General features: G+C 44.9%; 21 protein-coding genes. 15 read left to right on the forward strand and 6 right to left on the reverse strand.

The features are described from left to right. Positions 1–47: 47 nt before the first annotated feature. From JMF85_RS11685 to JMF85_RS11695, 3 genes are all read right to left on the reverse strand, one after another. Positions 48–242 (reverse strand): hypothetical protein, encoded by a 195-nt coding sequence (locus tag JMF85_RS11685; RefSeq protein WP_054799706.1) that lies wholly within the window; start codon positions 240–242, stop codon positions 48–50. A gap of 228 nt (positions 243–470) precedes the next feature. Beyond that, on the reverse strand, positions 471–794 hold the full coding sequence (locus JMF85_RS11690) for a hypothetical protein (protein WP_127610811.1): 324 nt from the start codon (positions 792–794) through the stop codon (positions 471–473). Between the two features lie 60 nt (positions 795–854). After that, positions 855–1,130, reverse strand: coding sequence for an AbrB/MazE/SpoVT family DNA-binding domain-containing protein (locus JMF85_RS11695; RefSeq protein ID WP_127610810.1), 276 nt, complete (start codon positions 1,128–1,130; stop codon positions 855–857). Positions 1,131–1,388: 258 nt separating this feature from the next. On the opposite strand from JMF85_RS11695, the gene JMF85_RS11700 reads away from it, so the two are divergent. Then, positions 1,389–1,592 (forward strand): cold-shock protein, encoded by a 204-nt coding sequence (locus tag JMF85_RS11700; RefSeq protein ID WP_054799707.1) that lies wholly within the window; start codon positions 1,389–1,391, stop codon positions 1,590–1,592. A 133-nt stretch (positions 1,593–1,725) separates the two neighbouring features. Further along, positions 1,726–1,998, forward strand: coding sequence for an HU family DNA-binding protein (locus JMF85_RS11705; RefSeq protein WP_127610806.1), 273 nt, complete (start codon positions 1,726–1,728; stop codon positions 1,996–1,998). 116 nt (positions 1,999–2,114) lie between these two features. Here the strand turns inward: JMF85_RS11705 and JMF85_RS11710 are convergent, their stop codons facing one another. Further along, complete coding sequence (locus JMF85_RS11710) at positions 2,115–2,909, reverse strand: MBL fold metallo-hydrolase (protein ID WP_127610805.1); 795 nt, start codon at positions 2,907–2,909, stop codon at positions 2,115–2,117. 430 nt (positions 2,910–3,339) lie between these two features. On the opposite strand from JMF85_RS11710, the gene JMF85_RS11715 reads away from it, so the two are divergent. After that, a complete protein-coding gene (locus JMF85_RS11715; protein WP_201318225.1) occupies positions 3,340–4,599 on the forward strand; it encodes an MFS transporter in 1,260 nt (419 codons plus the stop codon). A 34-nt stretch (positions 4,600–4,633) separates the two neighbouring features. Here JMF85_RS11715 and JMF85_RS11720 read toward each other — a convergent pair whose 3' ends face one another. Further along, a complete protein-coding gene (locus JMF85_RS11720; RefSeq protein WP_201318226.1) occupies positions 4,634–5,572 on the reverse strand; it encodes a LysR family transcriptional regulator in 939 nt (312 codons plus the stop codon). 221 nt (positions 5,573–5,793) lie between these two features. Here JMF85_RS11720 and JMF85_RS11725 point away from each other — a divergent pair, with 221 nt between their 5' ends. The 7 genes from JMF85_RS11725 to JMF85_RS28035 all read left to right on the forward strand — a co-directional run bounded on the left by JMF85_RS11725 (position 5,794) and on the right by JMF85_RS28035 (position 12,332). Continuing rightward, positions 5,794–6,786: an ABC transporter ATP-binding protein gene (locus JMF85_RS11725; protein WP_201318227.1), complete on the forward strand. Its 993-nt coding sequence runs from the start codon at positions 5,794–5,796 to the stop codon at positions 6,784–6,786. Positions 6,787–6,949: 163 nt separating this feature from the next. Beyond that, a complete protein-coding gene (locus JMF85_RS11730) occupies positions 6,950–8,410 on the forward strand; it encodes an ABC transporter substrate-binding protein (protein ID WP_181410056.1) in 1,461 nt (486 codons plus the stop codon). 37 nt (positions 8,411–8,447) lie between these two features. After that, positions 8,448–9,392 carry an ABC transporter permease gene (locus JMF85_RS11735; RefSeq protein WP_141334192.1) on the forward strand — a complete coding sequence of 315 codons (945 nt, stop codon included), beginning with the start codon at positions 8,448–8,450 and terminating at the stop codon, positions 9,390–9,392. A 22-nt stretch (positions 9,393–9,414) separates the two neighbouring features. Beyond that, positions 9,415–10,317, forward strand: a complete 903-nt coding sequence (locus tag JMF85_RS11740; protein WP_201318228.1) for an ABC transporter permease — start codon at positions 9,415–9,417, stop codon at positions 10,315–10,317. Between the two features lie 33 nt (positions 10,318–10,350). Beyond that, complete coding sequence (locus JMF85_RS11745; RefSeq protein WP_201318229.1) at positions 10,351–11,331, forward strand: oligopeptide/dipeptide ABC transporter ATP-binding protein; 981 nt, start codon at positions 10,351–10,353, stop codon at positions 11,329–11,331. Between the two features lie 47 nt (positions 11,332–11,378). Further along, entirely contained in the window at positions 11,379–12,002 is a 624-nt protein-coding gene (locus JMF85_RS11750; RefSeq protein WP_141334187.1) for a cysteine hydrolase family protein, read from the forward strand. Between the two features lie 93 nt (positions 12,003–12,095). Next, positions 12,096–12,332, forward strand: coding sequence for a hypothetical protein (locus tag JMF85_RS28035; RefSeq protein ID WP_236595826.1), 237 nt, complete (start codon positions 12,096–12,098; stop codon positions 12,330–12,332). A gap of 587 nt (positions 12,333–12,919) precedes the next feature. Here JMF85_RS28035 and JMF85_RS11760 read toward each other — a convergent pair. Further along, on the reverse strand, positions 12,920–14,899 hold the full coding sequence (locus JMF85_RS11760; protein ID WP_201318230.1) for an amidase family protein: 1,980 nt from the start codon (positions 14,897–14,899) through the stop codon (positions 12,920–12,922). Positions 14,900–15,566: 667 nt separating this feature from the next. Here JMF85_RS11760 and sigK point away from each other — a divergent pair. The 5 genes from sigK (at position 15,567) to JMF85_RS11785 (ending at position 20,101) form a co-directional block, all read left to right on the forward strand. Beyond that, positions 15,567–16,268 (forward strand): RNA polymerase sporulation sigma factor SigK, encoded by a 702-nt coding sequence (gene sigK / locus JMF85_RS11765; RefSeq protein ID WP_201318231.1) that lies wholly within the window; start codon positions 15,567–15,569, stop codon positions 16,266–16,268. Between the two features lie 531 nt (positions 16,269–16,799). Then, positions 16,800–17,282, forward strand: coding sequence for a group II intron maturase-specific domain-containing protein (locus JMF85_RS11770; RefSeq protein ID WP_236595827.1), 483 nt, complete (start codon positions 16,800–16,802; stop codon positions 17,280–17,282). A 369-nt stretch (positions 17,283–17,651) separates the two neighbouring features. Beyond that, complete coding sequence (locus tag JMF85_RS11775) at positions 17,652–18,443, forward strand: ABC transporter ATP-binding protein (RefSeq protein ID WP_201318233.1); 792 nt, start codon at positions 17,652–17,654, stop codon at positions 18,441–18,443. Between the two features lie 3 nt (positions 18,444–18,446). Beyond that, positions 18,447–19,259: an ABC transporter permease gene (locus tag JMF85_RS11780; protein WP_201318234.1), complete on the forward strand. Its 813-nt coding sequence runs from the start codon at positions 18,447–18,449 to the stop codon at positions 19,257–19,259. After that, positions 19,256–20,101 carry an ABC transporter permease gene (locus tag JMF85_RS11785; RefSeq protein WP_236595828.1) on the forward strand — a complete coding sequence of 282 codons (846 nt, stop codon included), beginning with the start codon at positions 19,256–19,258 and terminating at the stop codon, positions 20,099–20,101. Before JMF85_RS11780 ends, JMF85_RS11785 begins: the two co-directional genes overlap by 4 nt. The last annotated feature ends 1 nt before the right edge of the window (position 20,102 follow it).

Genomic DNA, 20,102 nt, shown 5'->3' on the forward strand with positions numbered 1-20,102 from the left:
CCGATATACGACTTTAGGGCACGACCCTTTAGCATCCCATTTAGTGCTTATCTTACCTTAAAGCCGAATTCCTTTTTGAGGAAATAATCGCCAGCGATAAAAACGGCGTCAATATCATGATTTTTAATAAACCCGCCGTAATCAATACATGTATTTCCGCGCCAAACTGAAACCGGTACTCTCAAAAACATGGCGTTATCAAAATCGATTTGATGGTCAAGCCATTGATTTTGTGTGAACAAGATAGATCACCTCATGTCATTCATTGTTTTGAGCTGCACAAAGAAAAAAATCACACCTTATAAAATGTATCCCTTTAATTCCGCGATACGTTTTATAGGGCATGACTTAGTTTTCCATATAAACCAATAATTTATTATATCACAGATCTTAGATGAAATCTAGGATCTCCAAATGGTCCAACTGAGTAGTAACTGACCATCCCATGATTAGCATGGAGAGGTGGCGCATCATACCGAAGGTTTTTCATTGACCACTTTCACCTTGAAAATGTTGCCCAGCTTGCCGTCAAACCGTTTGTTCAGCGGATTTTTCATATCCCTTCCCAACTCGCGAAAAAACATGTCCACTTCCACAGATTTTGTTTGCACCAGCACATTCAGAACACCCGCGGAAGCGATATCCTGATTCTCGTCGAGGGGCACCGAAGTGAGCACCATATACTTCTTCGTTAGTGTTTTCATATGCCTTGTGAAGGACTCGATGATCTCATGGTTCTCGAATTCATTGATCGCTTGCTGTCCCTGTGGCGTAAACCATAATTCCACCTTCATGTTTATCTTTCCTCCCAATCCTTAATTCCGAGAAATCTCTGATCTTCGCTTCTTCATTTCTCATACCTGTTTCTTATCCCTGGGCTTGCCCCAGGAATTCTCCTGATTTGTTTCCTGTTTATTTTCAAATTCTTGTTTGGAAATCCCCTGATTTCTAGCACCCCTTGCCATGGTCAGCTGAAAATCATTGAGCGCAACCAAGCTGGCTTTGGTTATATAGGCTCGTCCATTTTCCTCTATAAAAAGAATACGATCCCCCGCATCGACTTCTAATAATTCACGAATGCTCTTGGGAATGGTGACTTGTCCTTTACTGCTGATTCTGGAAATTTCCAACTTATTCACCCTTCTTTTAGTTTCCTACGATTTAGATATTTGTATAAGCTTGGAAAATTTAAGTTCTTTACTTTCTTTACTTTCTTTACTTCAATTCATTATATCCCTATTTATTCAAAATGTATATTATTTTCATCGGACCGAATATGAGGTTGCGCCTCAAATAAGGACATTTTATGATGGAATTATTTTCAAGGTATAATTTTTTTATTTTACGGAAAATGATCATGTTACAAATTTGTTTTTGGAGGAACTACAATGCAAACAGGTACAGTAAAATGGTTTAACGCTGAAAAAGGTTTTGGTTTTATCGAAGTTGAAGGCGGAGACGACGTATTCGTTCATTTTAGTGCGATCCAAGGTGACGGTTATAAATCGTTGGATGAAGGTCAACGTGTTCAGTTTAATGTGACACAAGGTAACCGCGGACCGCAGGCTGAGAACGTTACGAAAATTTATTAAGATGCGCATCAAGCTGCTCCTAACGTTGTAGGAGCAGCTTTTCTTTTGTTCGAGTAGACCCTCTAGAGTGATGAAAGGGGCATGTACTGTTGTGTAATGGAATATAATATTAAAATGAAGCGAGGTGTTAAGAATGAATCGAGACGATTTAATAGAAAAAGTCGCAAAATCAAGCGGTTTTTCAAAAAAGAATGCAGAAATGGCGGTTGCCTCTGTGTTGGATTCGATTTTTGATGCTTTAAAACAAGGTGAAGACGTTCAGCTCCATGGTTTTGGTAATTTTGATGTACGTGATCGTGAAGCGCGTATGGGAAGAAACCGTAAAACAGGTCAAGAAATAGAACTGCCTGCTGGTAAAGTTCCGGTTTTCTCAGCAGGAAAAGCTCTGAAACAAGCTTTAAATTAAAAGTGTACGGGTAAGCAGGGAAATGAATTAACCCTCACAGATGATCTGTGAGGGTTATATTGGGGCGCTTCACGTAAAACCTGGATAAATGACTCTATCACCTGCAATTTCTGACCTTATACCAACTTGTATACTTTTCCTTGCTGTAATAAACGGTAGGCACCAATCTCTTCGCTTGGATTCTCCGTACTGTCACTATAGGCTGTGTCTGCATAATGGCACAGGAGCGTTTTCCGTTGAAAATCCTCTGGTAGTGTTAACAAATCAGCAATCGGCGTGTGAAGATTACGAATGTTTCCTCCTAATGCTTCCGTTTCGCCGAACCATGCATCGTGGATGATTAAATCGCACTCATTAAGCCAAGCAATTAAATCATGATCAAATCCTGTATCCGGGGCATAACCAAGCTTGAAATTACCAAAGTCGAATTTGAAAGCTAGCGTTCGCGGGACGTGACGCGTGTAGGTATAGCTGACTTTGAAGTCCCCGAAATCATGGAAATGATCAATCGGAACCGGGTCAAAAAACCAGTCAAAGTTAGCAAGCCCGCCTCCTTCACGCACAGAAGGCTCAAGTGCTGGACGTAAATGAGACCAAATGTCTTGAAGCAGCCAGTCTGGACCATAGAGCTTAACGGGGTTCTCGGTTTTGTAATACTGAAAGTATGCGAGTTCCTCGAGTCCGCCGACATGGTCTGCATGCATATGAGTAATGAACAGCTCGCGATAACGATTAAGCTCGAGTTGCTGTTCCCCGTTCTCATTGTTATAATGAAACATTTTTCCTAGATAAGCCGGGCAGTCAATGAAGAACTCACGACCGTCCACGTTGATTAAGCAGTTCACAAAAAAATGTCGCGCAGTGAAGGCATCTCCGACGCCAAGTGGATAAAGTGTTACCGATTTTGCCATATTGTTACCTCCATCTCTTAGTTGTTTAAATTAAACCAAATCCAAAAATCAAACTAACCTCCATTGAGGAAGCATACAACCTCCAAATGAAAAAAAGCCTTCTTAACTCTCATGAAAATACGAGAGAAGAAGGCTTCCATCCATATGGTCAGCATTCCTATGAAATTACTTTGTTTTATAGGTAGTAATTTAGCATATACGAGCGCGGTTGTCAAAGAAAATTCTTGTAATAACAGCTACTCTGCTGTTCTAACCGACTCCAATCCTATGCGAATATTGTCTCTTATTGTTTTATTATACGAATAAATAGACAGAATCATAAATTTCTGATATTTTACTTCATTTCAAGTGATTAAGTAAAATTAAAAAAACCTATATTTGAAATGGTAAGGTAAGGAAGAGCAGAAATGAGTGCTTCAAGGAGGGCTTGATGAAAAATATATCAAAATGGAGTCGGATCTTTTCTTTGAACAGCATGTCGTTCATTTTTTTATCAGCTGTTTTGTATTGGCTAAGCTTCAGTATGGTGCGTCCCACTATGGCACTGTTCTTTGACGATCAGGGCTTTTCGTCACTAGCCGTGGGCTTATTTATGGCACTAAATTCTATAATTCCGATTGTTTTTGCAATGCCGGTTGGAAGCTGGATTGATAAGATGGGGGCACGGAGAGCTGTGACCGTCGGTTCTTTCTTAAGCTTGATCAGTGGCGGGGCCTATTTGATCGGTGGAGGATCTTATTCCAACATTTCAATTGTCTTATGCGGACAATTAATTAGCGGAGTCGGGGGGATGTTCTCTTGGGGGGCACTTCAAGCTGCAGCATCACTTTCAGCCACTGCTCAGCAAGGCAGCGGCAAAGGCAATCGAATGATTTCAAGCTTTACGTTCTATAATTCGATTGCACAATTGGCAGGTCCGGCAGCGGGAGGATTCTTTTCGGAACTTGGCGGGTTTCAGCTTGTTTTTTGGATTTTTACTGCGATCAGTCTGATGGGAATGCTTCTGGCGTTAAAGATTCCGGCTCCGAACAAGGGGAGCGTTACGTACACTTCAGGGAAAGCGGAGACATGGAAGCAAGCATTCATGCAGAGCTACGGAAGCGGGTACTTGCTATTGCGAAAGAACAAAGTCTTTTCGGTGGCTATTCTGCTAAATGGCGTATTGTTTATGTTGGTCGATCTTCGCACTACTTTTTTACCTTTGTATTTTTCGAATATCGGATTAACGTATAGCGAAATCGGGACGATCCTCTCCATATCTGCGCTGGCGGCCTTACTGATTCGGCCCTGTACGTCCTATTTAATGGATGCTCTCGGGCACCACCGGATTATGTTGATAAGTATATTCAGCGGTGCAGTATGTTTGCTGTTATTGACATTAGAGCCTGATTTCTGGCTTATCGCAGGTATTATTTTCATATGGGGAGCATGTACAGGAATTAATCAGCCTATGGGTTTAATCATGGTCTCTCAAGCTGTTCAACCGGAGGAGCAGGGAATGGGGATGAGTATTAGGACCATGTCAAATCGCATTGTTCAATTAACGAATCCGGTTTTATTCGGTACACTTAGTACAGTGATAGGTCTTTCCTTTGGTTTTGGGGTTATGGGCGTACTGTTGCTCGGGATTGGTTTCGTGTATCGGCGGCAAAGACGAGCGTATGCTTATAATAAATCGTTAAAAATGTAACCAGCATAGGAATTGTTACCGTTGAAAGAGGTCCTTACATCGAGTAAGGACCTCTTTTTTGATTTCCAGGATAACAATCCAATTGCTCCAGCATGTTCTGGAATTTTTTTTCTTGATTCTCATGCTGCTTCAGTAAGATCTCTTCGAAATAACGTTCGTTTTGCCGGTAAATTAAAAAATAGGGAATAGACAAGGTATAAGGAGCCTCCTTCAACGGAATAAATGTGAGTTCTTCCCGTTCAAGCTCTCCCTCCACCAGAGATAGGGGCAGAAAGGATATGGCGTTCATGCGAATAATGAGCTGCTTAATCAGCCCCGCATGATTAGTTACAAACTTCCTCTTATATTCTAAGCTCATCAAGGGGTGATCCCGAAACAATTCGTAATAAGGTTGGTAGTACACGATAAATTCATGATTGGTTATGGACGGAAGGCTGGAGATACTTTGCGTGATCATAGGATGATGCTTTGATAGCACCAGATGAAGGGCTTCCGTACCGATATGATGGGTCTCTACGTCCCTGTGCTTGATAGGCTTATTCACAAAAGCCATATCAATTTCTTTGCGGAGTAAAGAATTGATCATATCTGTAGAATAAATTCGTATTAAGGATTGACTTGTCTCTGGCGTAAAGCTGTAAAGATCCTGGATTTTATCCAGTATTAATGGAAATGTAAAAGGGATGGAGCTACCAATAATTAATTCTTGCTTGTCCAAAGGCTTGTTCAATTTGTTGACCGCTTCCCCGAAGGTGTCCAGTATTTGTTTGGCGTAGGGCAATAAAGCTTCGCCTGCAAGGGTGATTTGAACCCCTTTTTTTCCACGAACGAACAATTCATGTCCGAGAAAATCTTCCATATAACGAATACGGTTAGAAATCGTCGGTTGCGGAACGTATAACATTTTGGCCGCTTCGGAAAAGTTTTTACAATCGCAAATGGTAAGAAAGGTTTGCAGATGGTCGATGTTCATTGAAAACATCCTTTCCGGAATCCAAAATTAACTATATGTAATATAATATAACACAAACAAAGTTAAATGCGTATACCCCGAGGTTCCACTGGACTTTTTTCGAAATGTTAAGGCTTCCAAAAGTTTTCGTTATCACATCTATACGGATAAGGTATTTTAAATGTTATTATATATAACATATAATTGACTTAAGGAAGAGTTGACAAAGGGGTGAAACAGGCATGGGGCTTCTGGATATTAGTCAATTGTCCGTTACGTTTCGTACTGATCTTGGAGAAGCAAAGGCGGTTTCCGATGTGTCTCTCACTCTAGGAAAAGGCCGTGCATTAGCCATTCTGGGCGAGTCCGGTTCAGGAAAAAGCGTGATGCTCCGTACGATCTTGGGCATTAACAGAAGCAAAAAAACGAATATCGGGGGCAGAATCATTTTCGAAGGTAAAGAGTTGACCCAAATGGGAGAGGATGCCTACTTAAAGATCCGCGGGAAAGAGATCGCCATGATATTCCAAGACGCGATGACGGCTCTCGATCCCGTGTTCCCGATCGGTGTTCAGTTAACCGAAACCATCCGCAAGCATTTAAAACTAGGGAACAAAGAAGCGGAGCATCGAGCCGTTCAACTTTTGGATCAGGTCAAGCTGCCTTATCCTGAGCTTCGGTTTCGCAACTATCCCCATCAACTAAGCGGGGGCATGAGGCAAAGAGTCATGATCGCCATGGCGATAGCCTGCGGTCCCAAGCTGCTGCTGGCTGATGAGCCTACGACTGCACTTGATGTGACCGTCCAAGCACAAATCCTCAGACTTATATCCGATCTCCGAAGGAGCTCCGGTATGAGCATGATCTTCGTCACGCACGATATAGGCGTAGCGGCTCAGGTTGCTGATGAAATAGCCGTGATGTACGCGGGCCGGATCGTGGAGCAAGGGTCCGTTGAAGCGATTCTTCAACAACCGAAGCACCCGTATACCAAAGCGATGATAGAAGCGAATGTGACTCCCGGAAAAAAAGGAAGGCTGCAAACGATAGGCGGCCAGCCTCCTGTCCCGTATCGGCTTCCTAGAGGATGCAGCTTTGCACCGAGATGCAGTATCGCTACGGATGCGTGTTTATCCGGTGTTCCTGATTATTATATTCAATCTTCAAGGCCGCTCCAGCATTCTGTTCGATGCTTTCAGATGAATGATCCGTCTTTCGTACAAGCGAAGATATGATAACAGACCAAAGGAAGAGGTGGGCCGGATGAGGCTAAGGAAAAGGATGAACGTTCTGGCGGCGTTAGCGACTATACTTTTAATACAAGCGTGCACGGGTTCACCGACAACGAATGAAGCTTCAAGCCCAACGCAGGGAACAGGGACTGAACAGGGGGGGACATTGATCGTAGCGATGACCAGCTCGGATCTTCCTACGATGGATGTCGTGCCCTCGCAAGGGCTGGAAGCCTATAAATTTGTCGGATTTCAGCTTTATGACGGATTAGTCAATTTTGATCCTTTAGCGGCGGATGAAATTGTTCCCGGATTGGCAAAGAGCTGGGAGGTGGATGGAAAGAAATGGACCTTTCACTTAAGGGAAGGCGTTAAGTTCCATGACGGAAGCCCGTGGAATGCCGATGCCGCAGTGTTTAATCTGGATCGATTAATCAAGAAAGATTCTCCGGACTATAACGCCAATATGTCCGCTCTTAACTCCCGCAGAACCCGTTCCATCGATATATATCGGAAAATCGACGATTTGACGCTGGAAATCTACACCAAGGAGGTTGACGGCTTCATACTGTACGAACTTCCTTATATTTTGTTCGCGAGTCCTGAGGCTGTAAGAAAGCACGGCGATGCCTATGAGAAAAATCCGTCAGGTACCGGGCCTTTTAAGTTTGTGGAGTATAAGGAACGGCAATATACGGTCATGGCCTCGAACAAAGAATACTGGAAGGAGCCGGCTAAACTGGATCAATTGATCGTGCGTCCGATGCAAGACCCGGCATCCCGCTATGCAGCTCTTCGATCGGGTGAGATCCATCTAGCCGAGGTTCCGCCTCCAGACGCCATCCCTGAAATCAAACAAAGCGGGTTTCAGGTTGTGACAAAGCCTTACGCGCATATTTGGTTTTATCAGCCTAATATGTCCATTCCTCCCTTTCATGATGTCCGTGTTCGGGAGGCGTTCGCTCTTGCCATCGATAAGGAAGGGCTGTGTGAAAATTTGTTAAATGGGGCGTGTGCTGCAGCGAACGGTCCCTTTTTCCAGGAGCAGAAGTGGTACCCGAAGGATGCGAAAACGTTTGAATATAATCCGGAGAAGGCAAAGCAACTGCTGGCGGAAGCGGGCTATCCGGATGGAGTAGATTTAAAGATTCAAATGCCATCCAGCGGTTCGGGCAACATGTGGCCGCTCCCGATGGCGGAATACATTCAGATGAATTTAGCTCAGGTTGGCTTCAGGGTGAAATTCGATGTATATGACTGGAGCACGATCAGCAATACGTTACGAGGAGAGTTCCCGAGCGGGGTCCATGCGATCGAGATGTCCCGGGGGATGCGCGTCCCGAGCGACTTCGAACGGAATTTCATCACTCCTCCACCCGGCGGAAGCAATAATATGGGATATAACAATGAAGAATTAAGTAAGCTGATCACTGAAGTGAAAAATACGGTCGATGTAAGCAAGCAGGATGAGCTTTTGTTGAAGGCCGCCAAGTTGATTCAGGACGATGTCGCGTATTTACCTGTCGTTCATGATCTGAATCTCAGAGCATTAAGCCCGAAGGTGAAAGGCTTTGAACCTCCATCATCATGGTTTGCAGATTTCCGGGGCGTCTGGGTGGAAAAGTAAAAACAGGCTTCAAGCCTAATAAGGTGGGATAACGCAAATGAACCGATATGCATGGAAGCGCGTGGGGCTGGCCATCCCCACCCTGTTAGGGGTTTCACTCATTATTTTTGCCCTCGCACACATTATGCCTGGGGATCCCGTCAATATTCTGCTTCCGGAGGATGCGTCCGTCGAAGACAAGCAGCGAATTACGGAGTTATTAGGTCTGGATAAGCCGCTCCCGGTGCAGTTCGGAATATGGCTCCTGAATGCTCTCCAAGGCAATTTGGGTATGTCCATCGGCATGCGCTCACCTGTCATCGGCTTGCTGGGGACGGCATTGTGGAATACGTTCATTTTGGGGGCGGCAGCGGGACTATTCGGTTTTTTCTTTGGCACACTGCTGGGGACAATTTCAGCGTTTCGTAGAGGAGGATGGGTCGATAAGCTCGTTAGCGCAATAGGCTTAGCGGGGATTAGCGTCCCGGCGTTCTGGCTCGCTTTTCTTCTTATTGTCGTATTCTCGGTTGAGCTCCATTGGCTGCCGTCCAGCGGAATGAACAAAATCGGGGGCGGAGGATGGCTGGATTCCCTTCAGCATCTCATCATGCCCGCGATTGCGATAGGTGTCTCGACGGTAGGGATGATGGCGCGAATGGTTAGAGCAAGCATGATACAAGTGTTGACGGAGGAATTCGTAGTTACCCTAAAAGCCAAAGGGATGCTTAGAGGGCGAGTACTATGGCATATCTTCCGCAACGTTGCTCCACCGGTGCTGACCGTGACCGGATTGGAAATCGGCAGCTTGCTGAGCGGATCTGTGTTGGTGGAGACGATATTCAACTGGCCCGGAATCGGCAGTTTGCTCAATCAAGCAATCGGATTAAGAGATATTCCGCTAATCCAAGGCGGCGTCTTGATCATCGCTCTCATCTTTGTGTTAGTGAATCTCTTGATCGATTTGGTTCATTCATCGGTCGATCCTCGTATTCAAAGATCATAGCTCTTCATGGAGGTGAAGGATCGTGCAAGAAAACACATTAATCGGAGAAAACGTGAAGGTTGATGCTAGCACGGCTGTTCCGGAAGAAGAACCTAAACGCAACTCGGCATGGAATAAATTCAAGTCGGATCCGGTTGCGTGGATTACCGGTTTATTCATCGCCATGCTGCTTACTTCTGCGATCTTCGCACCGTTCATCGCTCCCTACGATCCGTATATCGGGAGCGCCACTGAACGATTGCAGCAGATCGGCAGTCCGGGGCACGTATTAGGGACAGATGAACAGGGCCGGGATATGCTCACTCGTGTTTTATACGGGCTCCGACTTACGATATTAATGGGCTTGCTTCCTGTACTCATAGCCGGTGTAGTGGGGCTGACCTTGGGCATTATCGCAGGCTTTTACGGGAAACGCATGAATACGCTCATCATGCGCTCCATGGATGTGTTCTACGCCTTTCCCGCCGTCGTTCTGGCTATTGCCATATCCGCCGCAATAGGACCTGGCATTCAAAACTCGTTCATTGCGCTGCCTTTCGTCTTTATCCCGCCTATCGTGCGTGTCGTGGAAACCTCAGTACAGCAAGTAAAGGGACACGAGTTTTTCGAGGCGGCTAGGGCGAGCGGTGCAGGGGACTGGATGATAATCAGGTATCATCTGCTGGGCAATATTATGCGGCCTGTTCTGTCGTTCGTAACTACATTGTTCGGATTAAGTATCATCATCTCCACCGGTTTAAGTTTCTTGGGCCTGGGCGTTACACCGCCGGTTCCTGAGCTTGGGAGCATGCTGCGATCCTTGCAAAGCTCGTTATACATTCAGCCTTGGGTAGCGATTGTACCCGGGACGGTAATCTTTTTATTGGCTTTATCCTTTAACCTGTTTAGCGATAGCTTGCAAGATATGTTTGACTCCAAAATATAGAGAAACATTGAAAATCCGGAGGTGGACGGTGCCATGGAGCCAGCTGTACAACGGGAACAACCGCTGCTTGAGGTCATTGATGTGAGCAAAAGCTTCTCCGTACCAGGTAAATCCAAGAATGGAGAGAAAATTCGAGTAACGGCAGCCGATAAGATCCATCTTACGATTCACAAAGGCGAGACACTGGGGCTGGTAGGAGAAAGCGGTTCCGGGAAATCAACACTGGCCAGGCTGATCCTGCGTTTGGGGGATGCCGATACGGGGACGATCCGGTTTATGGGAACGGAGATCCAGCGATATACGGCAAAGCAAATGAGGCCGTTTAGAAAAGACATTCAGATCATTTTTCAGGATCCGTATTCTTCCTTAAATCCACAAATGACGGTAGCCGACAATATATGTTTTAATCTGTGGGTGCATGGCGAAGGCAAGCACGCAGAGTCGAGAATGAGAAAAATACTACAAGATGTCGGCTTAACGATGAAGCAATCGCAGCAATATCCATTTGAGCTAAGCGGGGGGCAAAGGCAGCGAGTGAACATTGCCCGGGCGCTTATCCTGAATCCCAAGCTGGTCATAGCGGATGAACCCGTATCCGCCTTAGATAAATCGATACAAGCTCAAGTACTCAATTTGCTCCAGGATCTAAAAGAGGAATATCGGTTGAGTTATTTATTCATCTCGCACGATCTGAATGTCGTGGAATATATGAGCGATCGGGTCGCGGTGATGTATTTCGGGAGAATCGTAGAGCTTACAGATTCAGACACCTTATACCGCGGGGCTAAGCATCCCTATACGCAGCTTCTTTTGAACTCCATACCAGCGTTGGAGGGGAAATTGGCGGCAGAGGATTCCGGATTAATGGAGCAAGCGAATTATGTGAAACGATGTGCTTTCTTATTACGCTGTCCTAAGGCAGGTCCCCGGTGCCAGGTGGAATCTCCTTCGTACATTAGTACGGAGGCTGGACACGATGTTTGCTGCCACCTCTACACCGGCGGTGTAGAGTGAGGTTGTAGATATAAAATAATCGGAAATATGAAGGGAGCAATTAAACTATGGCTGAATGGAAACAAATTGTCGATTTGAAGAAGAGTGCTGTAATTGTGGTGGATATGCAGAACGATTTTTGCCACGAGCAAGGTTCCGGTGCTTTAAACGGCGGGGACGTCACGAACCACTACGCCATCGTTCCGAATTTGCAAAAATTAATCGACGCAGCTCATAACGCTGATGTTCCTGTCATTTTCATTAAAACGACTCATGATGAGACGACAAATTCAAAGGTATGGCTAAGCCGGAGAAAGGGAAGAAAGCACGATACATGCACCACAGGTACTTGGGGGGCCGAGTACTTTGGCGTTGCTCCAACCGATAAGGATATTGAAGTCATTAAGCATCGTTACAGCGCTTTTATCAAAACGGACCTTGAGCTAAAGCTAAGAGCGTTAGGCTGCGAAACGCTGCTGATGACGGGTGTCGGGACCAATATGTGTGTGGAATCCACGCTTCGTGACGGATTCATGCTCGATTTCTTCGCTATACTCGTTTCCGATTGCACAGCGACAGGGTCAGAAACTCTATATGAGGCAACTTTGGAAAACGTCCGCAGAGGCTTTGGCTGGGTTGCGGACAGCGATGAAATTTGTTCGGAGCTAAAAGCGTTTGCTGAGGTTGTATAAGTAATAAAGTAATAAGGGCCTTCGATTATATTGGCCGCAAGCGCGACTATGAAGATCCAAAGACCGTAGCTTCTATAGGGAATATCCCCAGCAATGGTTATACTTTCTAAACTTAATACGTTCGCCCTAAAAGGAAAACGCATAGGACTTTATGGACCGGGCTGGCGGGATCAGGAGCTAACGGAGGAAACACGCCAGCTCTATGATCGTGCAGTGGCAGAGCTTGAGAAGCAGGGCGCAACAGTTATCGCTGATCCTTTTGCCGGAACCGAATTTGCAGCTTATGTAAAGTCAGCCGGGTCTGTGGGGATTGAGTCTGATTATCTATGACATGGAAGCATACTTAGAGCGGCTCGGGCCGAATGCTGCGATTAAATCAGTAGCGGAGTTGATGGAGAAAACAGGCCAAAAGCCGTCTGTGTTCGATAGGTATAAGGAATCGCTGCCGGATCCGGACTCCGTTCCGGATTTATCCATTTTCGTTCAGGTCCGAACCAAATATCTACAGATCTTTAATGAGGTTATGGACGAGCATAAATTGGATGGCTTAGTTTTTCCACAGATGTTTAAAGAAACGCCGCTTCTTGATAGTAAGGACAATATTGGAGCCACAACGGTTTCTGAAATCAACAGCCGGTGTACCTCTTGTAAACGTACCAGCAGGATATTATTCAAGCGGTTCTCCTTTTGCCTTAGCATTTATAGGAAAAATGTGGAGTGAAGCCGATTTACTGGCCATGGCGTATGATTACGAACAAGCTACAAACTATCGTATAGCGCCTAAGCTTGTGGAAAAGCCATAATATAGGGAGTGCGCCCCCGTTTAAGCTGAGTTAGCCTAAAACGGGGGCGCTTATGAATTAAAGTTCTTAGTCGTAGATGGGGTAACAATAACCCATAAGTTTATTATCTTCCGCTTACGGCGTCATTTCCGGCGCTTTACGGTGATGCGTGTTCTGTTCGAAGGAATAGGCTAGTTTGAGCAATGTCGCTTCACTGAAGGCCCGGCCAAAGAAGTCCACACCCACTGGCAAGCCATCTGAAGTAAATCCTGCTGGAACTGTTACGGTTGGCCAGAAAGTAAAGGTGCTGAGTTTAAAACCTTCACCAATATTTTGATACTCTTTCAATTGAGTATTGTCAATTTTAACCGGCGGGTTTGCTGATGTCGGGAAAATGAGTGCTTCCAGCTGGTTGTCCGCCATCATTTTAAGGACGGCTTCTTGTGCAAGTTTCGTTCGATAAAGCAAAATATCTTTGTACTCTTCAGAATTCAATGACTCACGACTGTTGCGTTGCTTAAGCATTTGCTCGTTGGATGGGTGGTACTTTCCTGATTTGATGATGTCATCCAAAGAATTGAATGGCGCTTTTGCACCAAGGGATTTTAAATAGTCGTTGAAATTGAATTTAAATTCCCAAGCGCTTAAACTTCCGTATTTTTTTATTTCGGCGAAGTTTGGAATTTTCACATCGTCTACAATAATGGCTCCTGCCTTCTTCATATCCTCGATCGCTTGATTCATTACTTTGTTAACTTCGGGATTCGTACCGAAAACTTCGCGGACGATACCGATGCGGGCGCCTTTCAAACCTTCTTTATCAAGGTATGCTGTGTAATCCTCAGGGACAAAGCCGACACTCTTCGCCGTTGAAACGTCATTAGGATCGTATCCCGCTGTGGCGTTCAGAATTAAAGCGGCATCCTCGACAGAGCGGGCAATCGGGCCTCCTGTATCCTGCGCATGAGCAAGCGGTGCAATGCCGTCAACGCTGGAAAGCCCAACCGTGGGACGAATGCCCACAAGACTATTGAATGAAGAAGGTACGCGTATGGAACCTCCGGTATCAGTCCCCAGTCCTACAGCTGCAAAATTGGCTGCGATGGCAGCACCCGTGCCGCCGCTTGAGCCGCCAGGTACACGAGTGAGGTCATACGGGTTTAATGTCTGCCCGCCAAGAGAGCTTACAGTCGTGTATCCGAATGCAAATTCATGGAGATTCGACTTCGCCAAAATAATCGCACCGGCATCTTTCAGCTTTTTCACTTGTGCTGCGTCATCCGGAGCCATCGCACCTTCAAGGCAAATACATCCGGAAGTAGTTGGCATATCCACTGTATCGATATTATCCTTCACAATAATGGGGATGCCATGCAATGGTCCCCGAGGCCCTCTCTCGGCACGCTCCGCATCAAGTGCCTTTGCAATATGGATCGCCTCAGGATTTAACGTAAGGATCGCATTCAAGGCAGGTCCCTTATCGTCGTATTTTTCGATCCTGGTTAAATACTGCTGTACAAGCTCCTCGGATGTCAACCGACCGGATTCCATCGCTTTCTGCATCTCTGTTATGGAAGCCTCGGGAAGCGTGAAAGGAAGTAAGTATTTGTACACTCGATAGGCGAGTACGGCTGCGTCTTCGTTGGTGAGTGGTTTTCCATACCCAAATGATTGGGATGATATGCCGTTCATCAATTCCGCTTGTCTGACATTTAGAATTGAAGACTCATAAGGACTATTCAGGGGGATATCGTTGTAACCGAATTTCTTAGCATAAGGTACGTTAATGATTTTATCCAGCAAGGAAGCCGCTTTCTCGCGAGAGAGAGACTCCTCGGCTAGTGAAAAAGTAATGTCTAAGGATGCTCCGGCGGCTTTACTTGCGGCAAACAGTGCATCGTTGAAATCTTTTTCCGTTACAGCAGAATAGGAACCGGCCTTTTCCTGGAGTGCTTTAGGAATCCAGTTTTGCGCTAAAGCTTCCTTTACTTCGGACGATTGGACGGAAGCGATGGGTAGCGTAGCGACTTTGGGCGCTGCATATGCAGACAAAGATCCGACTACAAGAGTTGCCGCAGTACAGGCCGAAAGAAAAACATACTTAAAGTGTTTCATCATTCTACCTCCAACAAAATTATGTATACGATTACTAGAAAGTAAATATAAGAAGTTCCTGATAGATCGTAAAATAGACGTAGTTTGGATCATGTGATATTTTCGCGAAAATGATAGATGTTCGACGTAGTAGTAGTTCAACTAAGTGTTATATTCATAACTTCAACCCCTATCATGTTATATTAAATAACAAATTCATGTTAATATATATATCATTATAAGCAATAAAGATCAAGAGTTAATAAAATATTTATATCAATAGATTTGGATAAGTTTGATAAGGATTGTGTATAAAAACTCTGCAAAGATACTGGCTGTATAAGGTTTGACTAGTATCTTCCGTCTGTAGAAGCAACTTTATTACTTTAATATGATGATATTAATAAACGATGTTATGAAAGTTAACGTGTTTATTTTGAACTATTTTATATATAATTTGGTTGCATTTATAATAAACCGATCGCAATAAATGAATTATTACATAATAGGAAATATATGGGCTATGTTACTGCAACTCACCGTTCTACGTCAAACAAAGTGGAGGACTGGTGCAACAACAAATATAGGGTTAAGGACGATAAGCTGTAGTTTATTTTTATGAAGTACAGGCACGGATAGGCAGAGGCCCACATATCATGATAGTAATCTCGTCTAGGGGGTGGGTGGAGTGCCTGGTTTTTTCTCAGCGGTTGCTTTCTTTATTAAAAACTTGATGCTTCTTGTATCGTATGTAAAAAATAATGCATTTCCTCAACCGTTGTCTGAACAGGAAGAGGAGAAGCATCTTCGATTAATGTCTGAAGGCAATCAACATTCCCGTAATATGTTAATTGAACATAACCTGAGACTTGTTGCCCATATCGTCAAAAAATTCGATAATACGGGGGAAGATTTGGAGGATTTGATCTCGATCGGTACGATCGGGCTGATCAAGGCGATAGAGTCGTTCTCACCGAACAAAGGAACGAAGTTGGCTACATTCGCAGCTCGTTGTATCGAAAACGAAATCCTGATGCATTTACGATCCCTGAAGAAAACAAAGAAGGATGTATCCCTTCATGACCCCATAGGAACGGACAAGGAGGGAAATGAGATTACGCTGATCGACATTCTCGGCTCGGAGGCAGACGATGTTGCGGATAAGGTCGAGCTGAAGATTGAGAAGAGCAAAATATACCGCAACCTCGATATACTGGATGAGCGGGAGCGGGAGGTTGTCGTCGGCCGGTTCGGGCTGGAGCATGGCGGCGAGGAGCGGACACAGCGGGAAATTGCGAAGGAGCTGGGGATCAGCCGTTCGTACGTTTCGCGAATTGAGAAGAGGGCGCTGATGAAGCTGTATCATGAGTTTTATAAGGCGAAGCGGTGAAAGAAGTGTCGGGTAGATCGCGAGGGCGATCTGCTCTTTTTTCATGGGACAAGTACTCCTACGTGATTCCGAAGGGGGATTAACTTAGTGCGCTGAACACGCTCAACCATTGCCTCCTATTTTTTGAAGAGTTGCTCAAAGGTTGTGCAGCCTATTAAGCTGGGAAAAAATCAGGGAGAGTCTGCCAAGTGTTTTGTTATACAACGAAATGAGACGCTAACACCCTGACAGGGGTCATTGTATAAGGGGTAAAAAGGGGTTGTGGTGCAAAAACTTCCCCCATGGCGTACTTGGGCTTGGACGAATTCGGACAATGAAATTGGATGAGGCTATTGGCAGACGAGCTGCCTTGCACCTGTAAAGAGGTTAGATGAAACAGCATGAGCTTCATTCGGCACATAGTCCAAAATGTTCTCTACTCTACTCCTGATCTTCTGCAAAAGTAGAAGGAGTGCCGAACGCACACTGGCAAATATACTCCCCTTTATCGAAGGAAAGCTGTTCCTCAAGGTGAACCGGGAGAAAACGGTTGTGGATTATGTAGGGAAGGTGAAATTTCTTGGATTCTCGTATTACCAAAGCAAAGGTAAAGCGAGAGTCAGAATCCATCCAAAATCGATTGCAAAAATGAGGAGCAAGATAAAAGAGCTTACCTCAAGAAACAATGGAATGGGTAACGCGGACAGGGCAATCAAGCTCGGACGCTATATTATGGGGTGGGTAAACTACTTCAAGATTGCCGATATGAAGAGTCTGATGCAGACCACGGACGAATGGATGAGAAGGCGAATCCGGATGATCTTCTGGAAACAATGGAAACGAGTGAGGACAAGATTCAAGAAGCTCCAACAACTCGGCATCGACAAACAGAAAGCATGGGAATACGCCAACACAAGAAAAGGCTACTGGAGAACCTCCAACAGCCCAATCCTCTCAAGATCCCTCGGAAACAACGCGATTAAAGAACTCGGATTCATCTTCTTTTCTGAATATTATCGACAAGTTACTGCGTGAACTAAGGAACCGCCGTGTACCGAACGGTACGCACGGTGGTGTGGGAGGTCGGCTACTCAAATAATGGGTAGCTTCCTACCCGATTTTGCGAAACAGGTGCCTCATCTATTGATCGATTCAAATTTGCGTTCACTTACGAGTTCTTCATTCGGGCAATGGATGTAAGGATTCTTTTTAAATGTAAAGCAGAAAAATCCACAATTATTCGTGTTATAAAACATAACATTATTCTATGTTTTACAAAGTGTAAAACGATAATCACCTTTTAAATACTAATTTGTCTAATGAAATATACTTTATTATGTTTTATATTATTACATATAAAATTATAAAAACTTACATTATTATATGGTTACGGGAGGGAACGTTATGAGTGCTGTGTTGAAAGAACAACAAGTGGAGATATCCGTTAACAACGTCAGTATGGTTTTCGGAACAAAAGAGAAAGAAATTACGGCTCTAAAGCAAGTTAGCTTTGATGTATACAAGAACGAAGTGGTCTCGCTGCTCGGACCTTCCGGTTGCGGCAAATCGACGCTGCTCCGAATGATGACGGATCTCATCCACCCCACTTCAGGCAGCATTGTCGTTGAAAGCGAACTTCCCCGCATTGCAAGGTTGCAAAGAAAGTTCGGTATCGTATTTCAGAGCCCCACCCTGTTTGAGTGGCGGACGGTACAGCAGAACATTGAATTACCGCTTGAAATTATGGGCCGCAGCAAACGGGAGTGTTCGGACAAGGCCAAAGAAATGTTGGAGCTGGTTGGACTTGCCGGCTTTGAAAAACATTATCCATGGCAGCTCAGCGGTGGTATGCAGCAACGGGTAGCCATTGCAAGGGCCTTGTCGCTTGACCCGCCAATTCTGTTCATGGATGAGCCGTTTTCTGCATTGGACGAATTCACAAAAGAAAAGCTTCATCTCGAATTAATGAAAATTCAGCGTAAAACGAAAAAGACAATTGTTTTCGTCACGCACAGCATACCTGAAGCCGTGTTTTTATCGAATAGAATCATTGTTTTATCAGCTCGTCCGGGACGTATTCATTCCATTCATGAAATTGATCTGGGCGTGGATCGAAAACCGCAAATCAGGGAGTTAAGAGAGTACTACGATTACATAACGAAGGTGCGAAGCTGTTTTTATGAGGAAGGGGAGTAAGCTATGAAACTGTTCGACCACAAGTCGCTCCGCCCTATTCTTACTGTGGTCTGGGTTTTCGTTCTTATCATATGTTGGGAGGTTGCCGCATGGTTAATGCAGGATGTCTTCCAGGTCAAGGCCGCCCAATCGAAGCTGCCCTATCTCCATGACGTACTGATCGCTATGGTTCAAAACGTAGCAACGCTATCTGAACAAGGAATGATCACATTCGGCAATGCCGTTATCGGTTTCATACTCGGTTCCATTATAGGTTTGTTGCTTGCGGTCCTGCTGAGTGTTTCTACAACAGTAAAATATACGGTATCCCCTTATATTATATCTTCTCAAATGATACCGATTATGGGACTTGCCCCTATTGTTTTTGGAATTCTTCAGAACGCAGATGTAGCCCGAATTATGATGGCAGCTTATGTCACTTTTTTTCCGGTGACGATCAATTCATTGCATGGTCTGGAAAGCACAAGATCGGAGCGGTTGGAGTTGATGCGCTCTTATGCCGCGTCTTCCTGGAAAACCTATACAAAACTTAAATTAGTGTCTGCGCTCCCGGGCTTATTCGCGGGTTTAAAAGTAGCAGCTCCTCTAGCAGTCACAGCTTCCATTGTAGTTGAAATGATGGGAGCACCCGAAGGGATCGGCGTGCTTATGCTCAGTAGCTTGTATTACGGCTCGGCCCAGAACGGAATGTTTTGGTCTACTATTTTGACGAGCATGATCATCGGTATTGCTTCATTTATATTTATTGTTTTCATTGAGAAATTTACGACTTCCTGGCAACCGGAGTTTCGGAAAGAAAGGAGGGAGGCGGCGTGAATCCATCAACGCCATCATATACGAAGCAAAGCCAAGCTTTGCCTAAAACAACGGATTTATCCCGAAAGTGGACGAAACAACGCATATTTCAAAGAGAGATTATTTTTCCAACCATATTTGGCATTCTGTTTCTCCTGTTTTGGGAGGTTCGGCTGTTTCATTTTCTATTCCAGCTAGAGCTGTATCAGCTGCCGGTTCCAAGCGATATTTTGCAATCTACATTAGAAAACCGTAGCACACTGATGCTTTATACGCTCTATACCGGGGCGGAAATTGTCGGCGGTTTTTTACTCGGTTCTGTCTTAGGGTTGATCATCGCTACGCTGGCTTCTTTATTTCCGAGCATCGGAGGAGGAGGGGTAACGGTTGTTGCGGCGTTGAACGCTGTGCCGATCGTAGCTCTTGCACCGATTATGAACAATTGGTTTGGCGATAGTATCAGTTCACGTATCGGCGTAGTAACGATTCTTACAATGGCTACAATGACTGTGAATGTGTATAAAGGTCTCCGCTCTATTGACGGCACCTATCTTGAACTCATGCACTCGTATGCTGCAAAAAAAAGTCAGATTTTTCTAAAATTACGTTTTAAACACTCCCTTCCTTACATATTCGCAGCTTTAAAAATTAATATGTCCACAAGCATTATAGGGGCGATCGTCGGAGAGTTTTTCATTTCCTCCAGGGGGCTCGGATACTTGATGTCCGATCAAATTCAGCTGGCCAACATGCCCTTAGCTTGGAGCTGTATTGTGATTTCGTCTCTGCTTGGAATTGCTCTATATTCCCTAGTTGAACGGTCTGAGCGTTTATTTATGCCCTGGAAGGTGTTTAAACGGTAAC

It is taken from the genome of Paenibacillus sp. EPM92 (assembly GCF_016586185.1).
Classification (GTDB): domain Bacteria; phylum Bacillota; class Bacilli; order Paenibacillales; family NBRC-103111; genus Paenibacillus_G; species Paenibacillus_G validus.

Bases quoted from the DNA above. Each gene is read 5' to 3' on its own strand.
- JMF85_RS11690 (WP_127610811.1), bottom strand. From the start codon at position 794: ATGAAGGTGGAATTATGGTTTACGCCACAGGGACAGCAAGCGATCAAT.
- JMF85_RS11700 (WP_054799707.1), top strand. From the start codon at position 1,389: ATGCAAACAGGTACAGTAAAATGGTTTAACGCTGAAAAAGGTTTTGGT.
- JMF85_RS11705 (WP_127610806.1), top strand. From the start codon at position 1,726: ATGAATCGAGACGATTTAATAGAAAAAGTCGCAAAATCAAGCGGTTTT.
- JMF85_RS11710 (WP_127610805.1), bottom strand. From the start codon at position 2,909: ATGGCAAAATCGGTAACACTTTATCCACTTGGCGTCGGAGATGCCTTC.
- JMF85_RS11715 (WP_201318225.1), top strand. From the start codon at position 3,340: ATGAAAAATATATCAAAATGGAGTCGGATCTTTTCTTTGAACAGCATG.
- JMF85_RS11720 (WP_201318226.1), bottom strand. From the start codon at position 5,572: ATGAACATCGACCATCTGCAAACCTTTCTTACCATTTGCGATTGTAAA.
- JMF85_RS11725 (WP_201318227.1), top strand. From the start codon at position 5,794: ATGGGGCTTCTGGATATTAGTCAATTGTCCGTTACGTTTCGTACTGAT.
- JMF85_RS11735 (WP_141334192.1), top strand. From the start codon at position 8,448: ATGAACCGATATGCATGGAAGCGCGTGGGGCTGGCCATCCCCACCCTG.
- JMF85_RS11745 (WP_201318229.1), top strand. From the start codon at position 10,351: ATGGAGCCAGCTGTACAACGGGAACAACCGCTGCTTGAGGTCATTGAT.
- JMF85_RS11750 (WP_141334187.1), top strand. From the start codon at position 11,379: ATGGCTGAATGGAAACAAATTGTCGATTTGAAGAAGAGTGCTGTAATT.
- JMF85_RS28035 (WP_236595826.1), top strand. From the start codon at position 12,096: ATGGTTATACTTTCTAAACTTAATACGTTCGCCCTAAAAGGAAAACGC.
- JMF85_RS11760 (WP_201318230.1), bottom strand. From the start codon at position 14,899: ATGAAACACTTTAAGTATGTTTTTCTTTCGGCCTGTACTGCGGCAACT.
- JMF85_RS11775 (WP_201318233.1), top strand. From the start codon at position 17,652: ATGAGTGCTGTGTTGAAAGAACAACAAGTGGAGATATCCGTTAACAAC.
- JMF85_RS11780 (WP_201318234.1), top strand. From the start codon at position 18,447: ATGAAACTGTTCGACCACAAGTCGCTCCGCCCTATTCTTACTGTGGTC.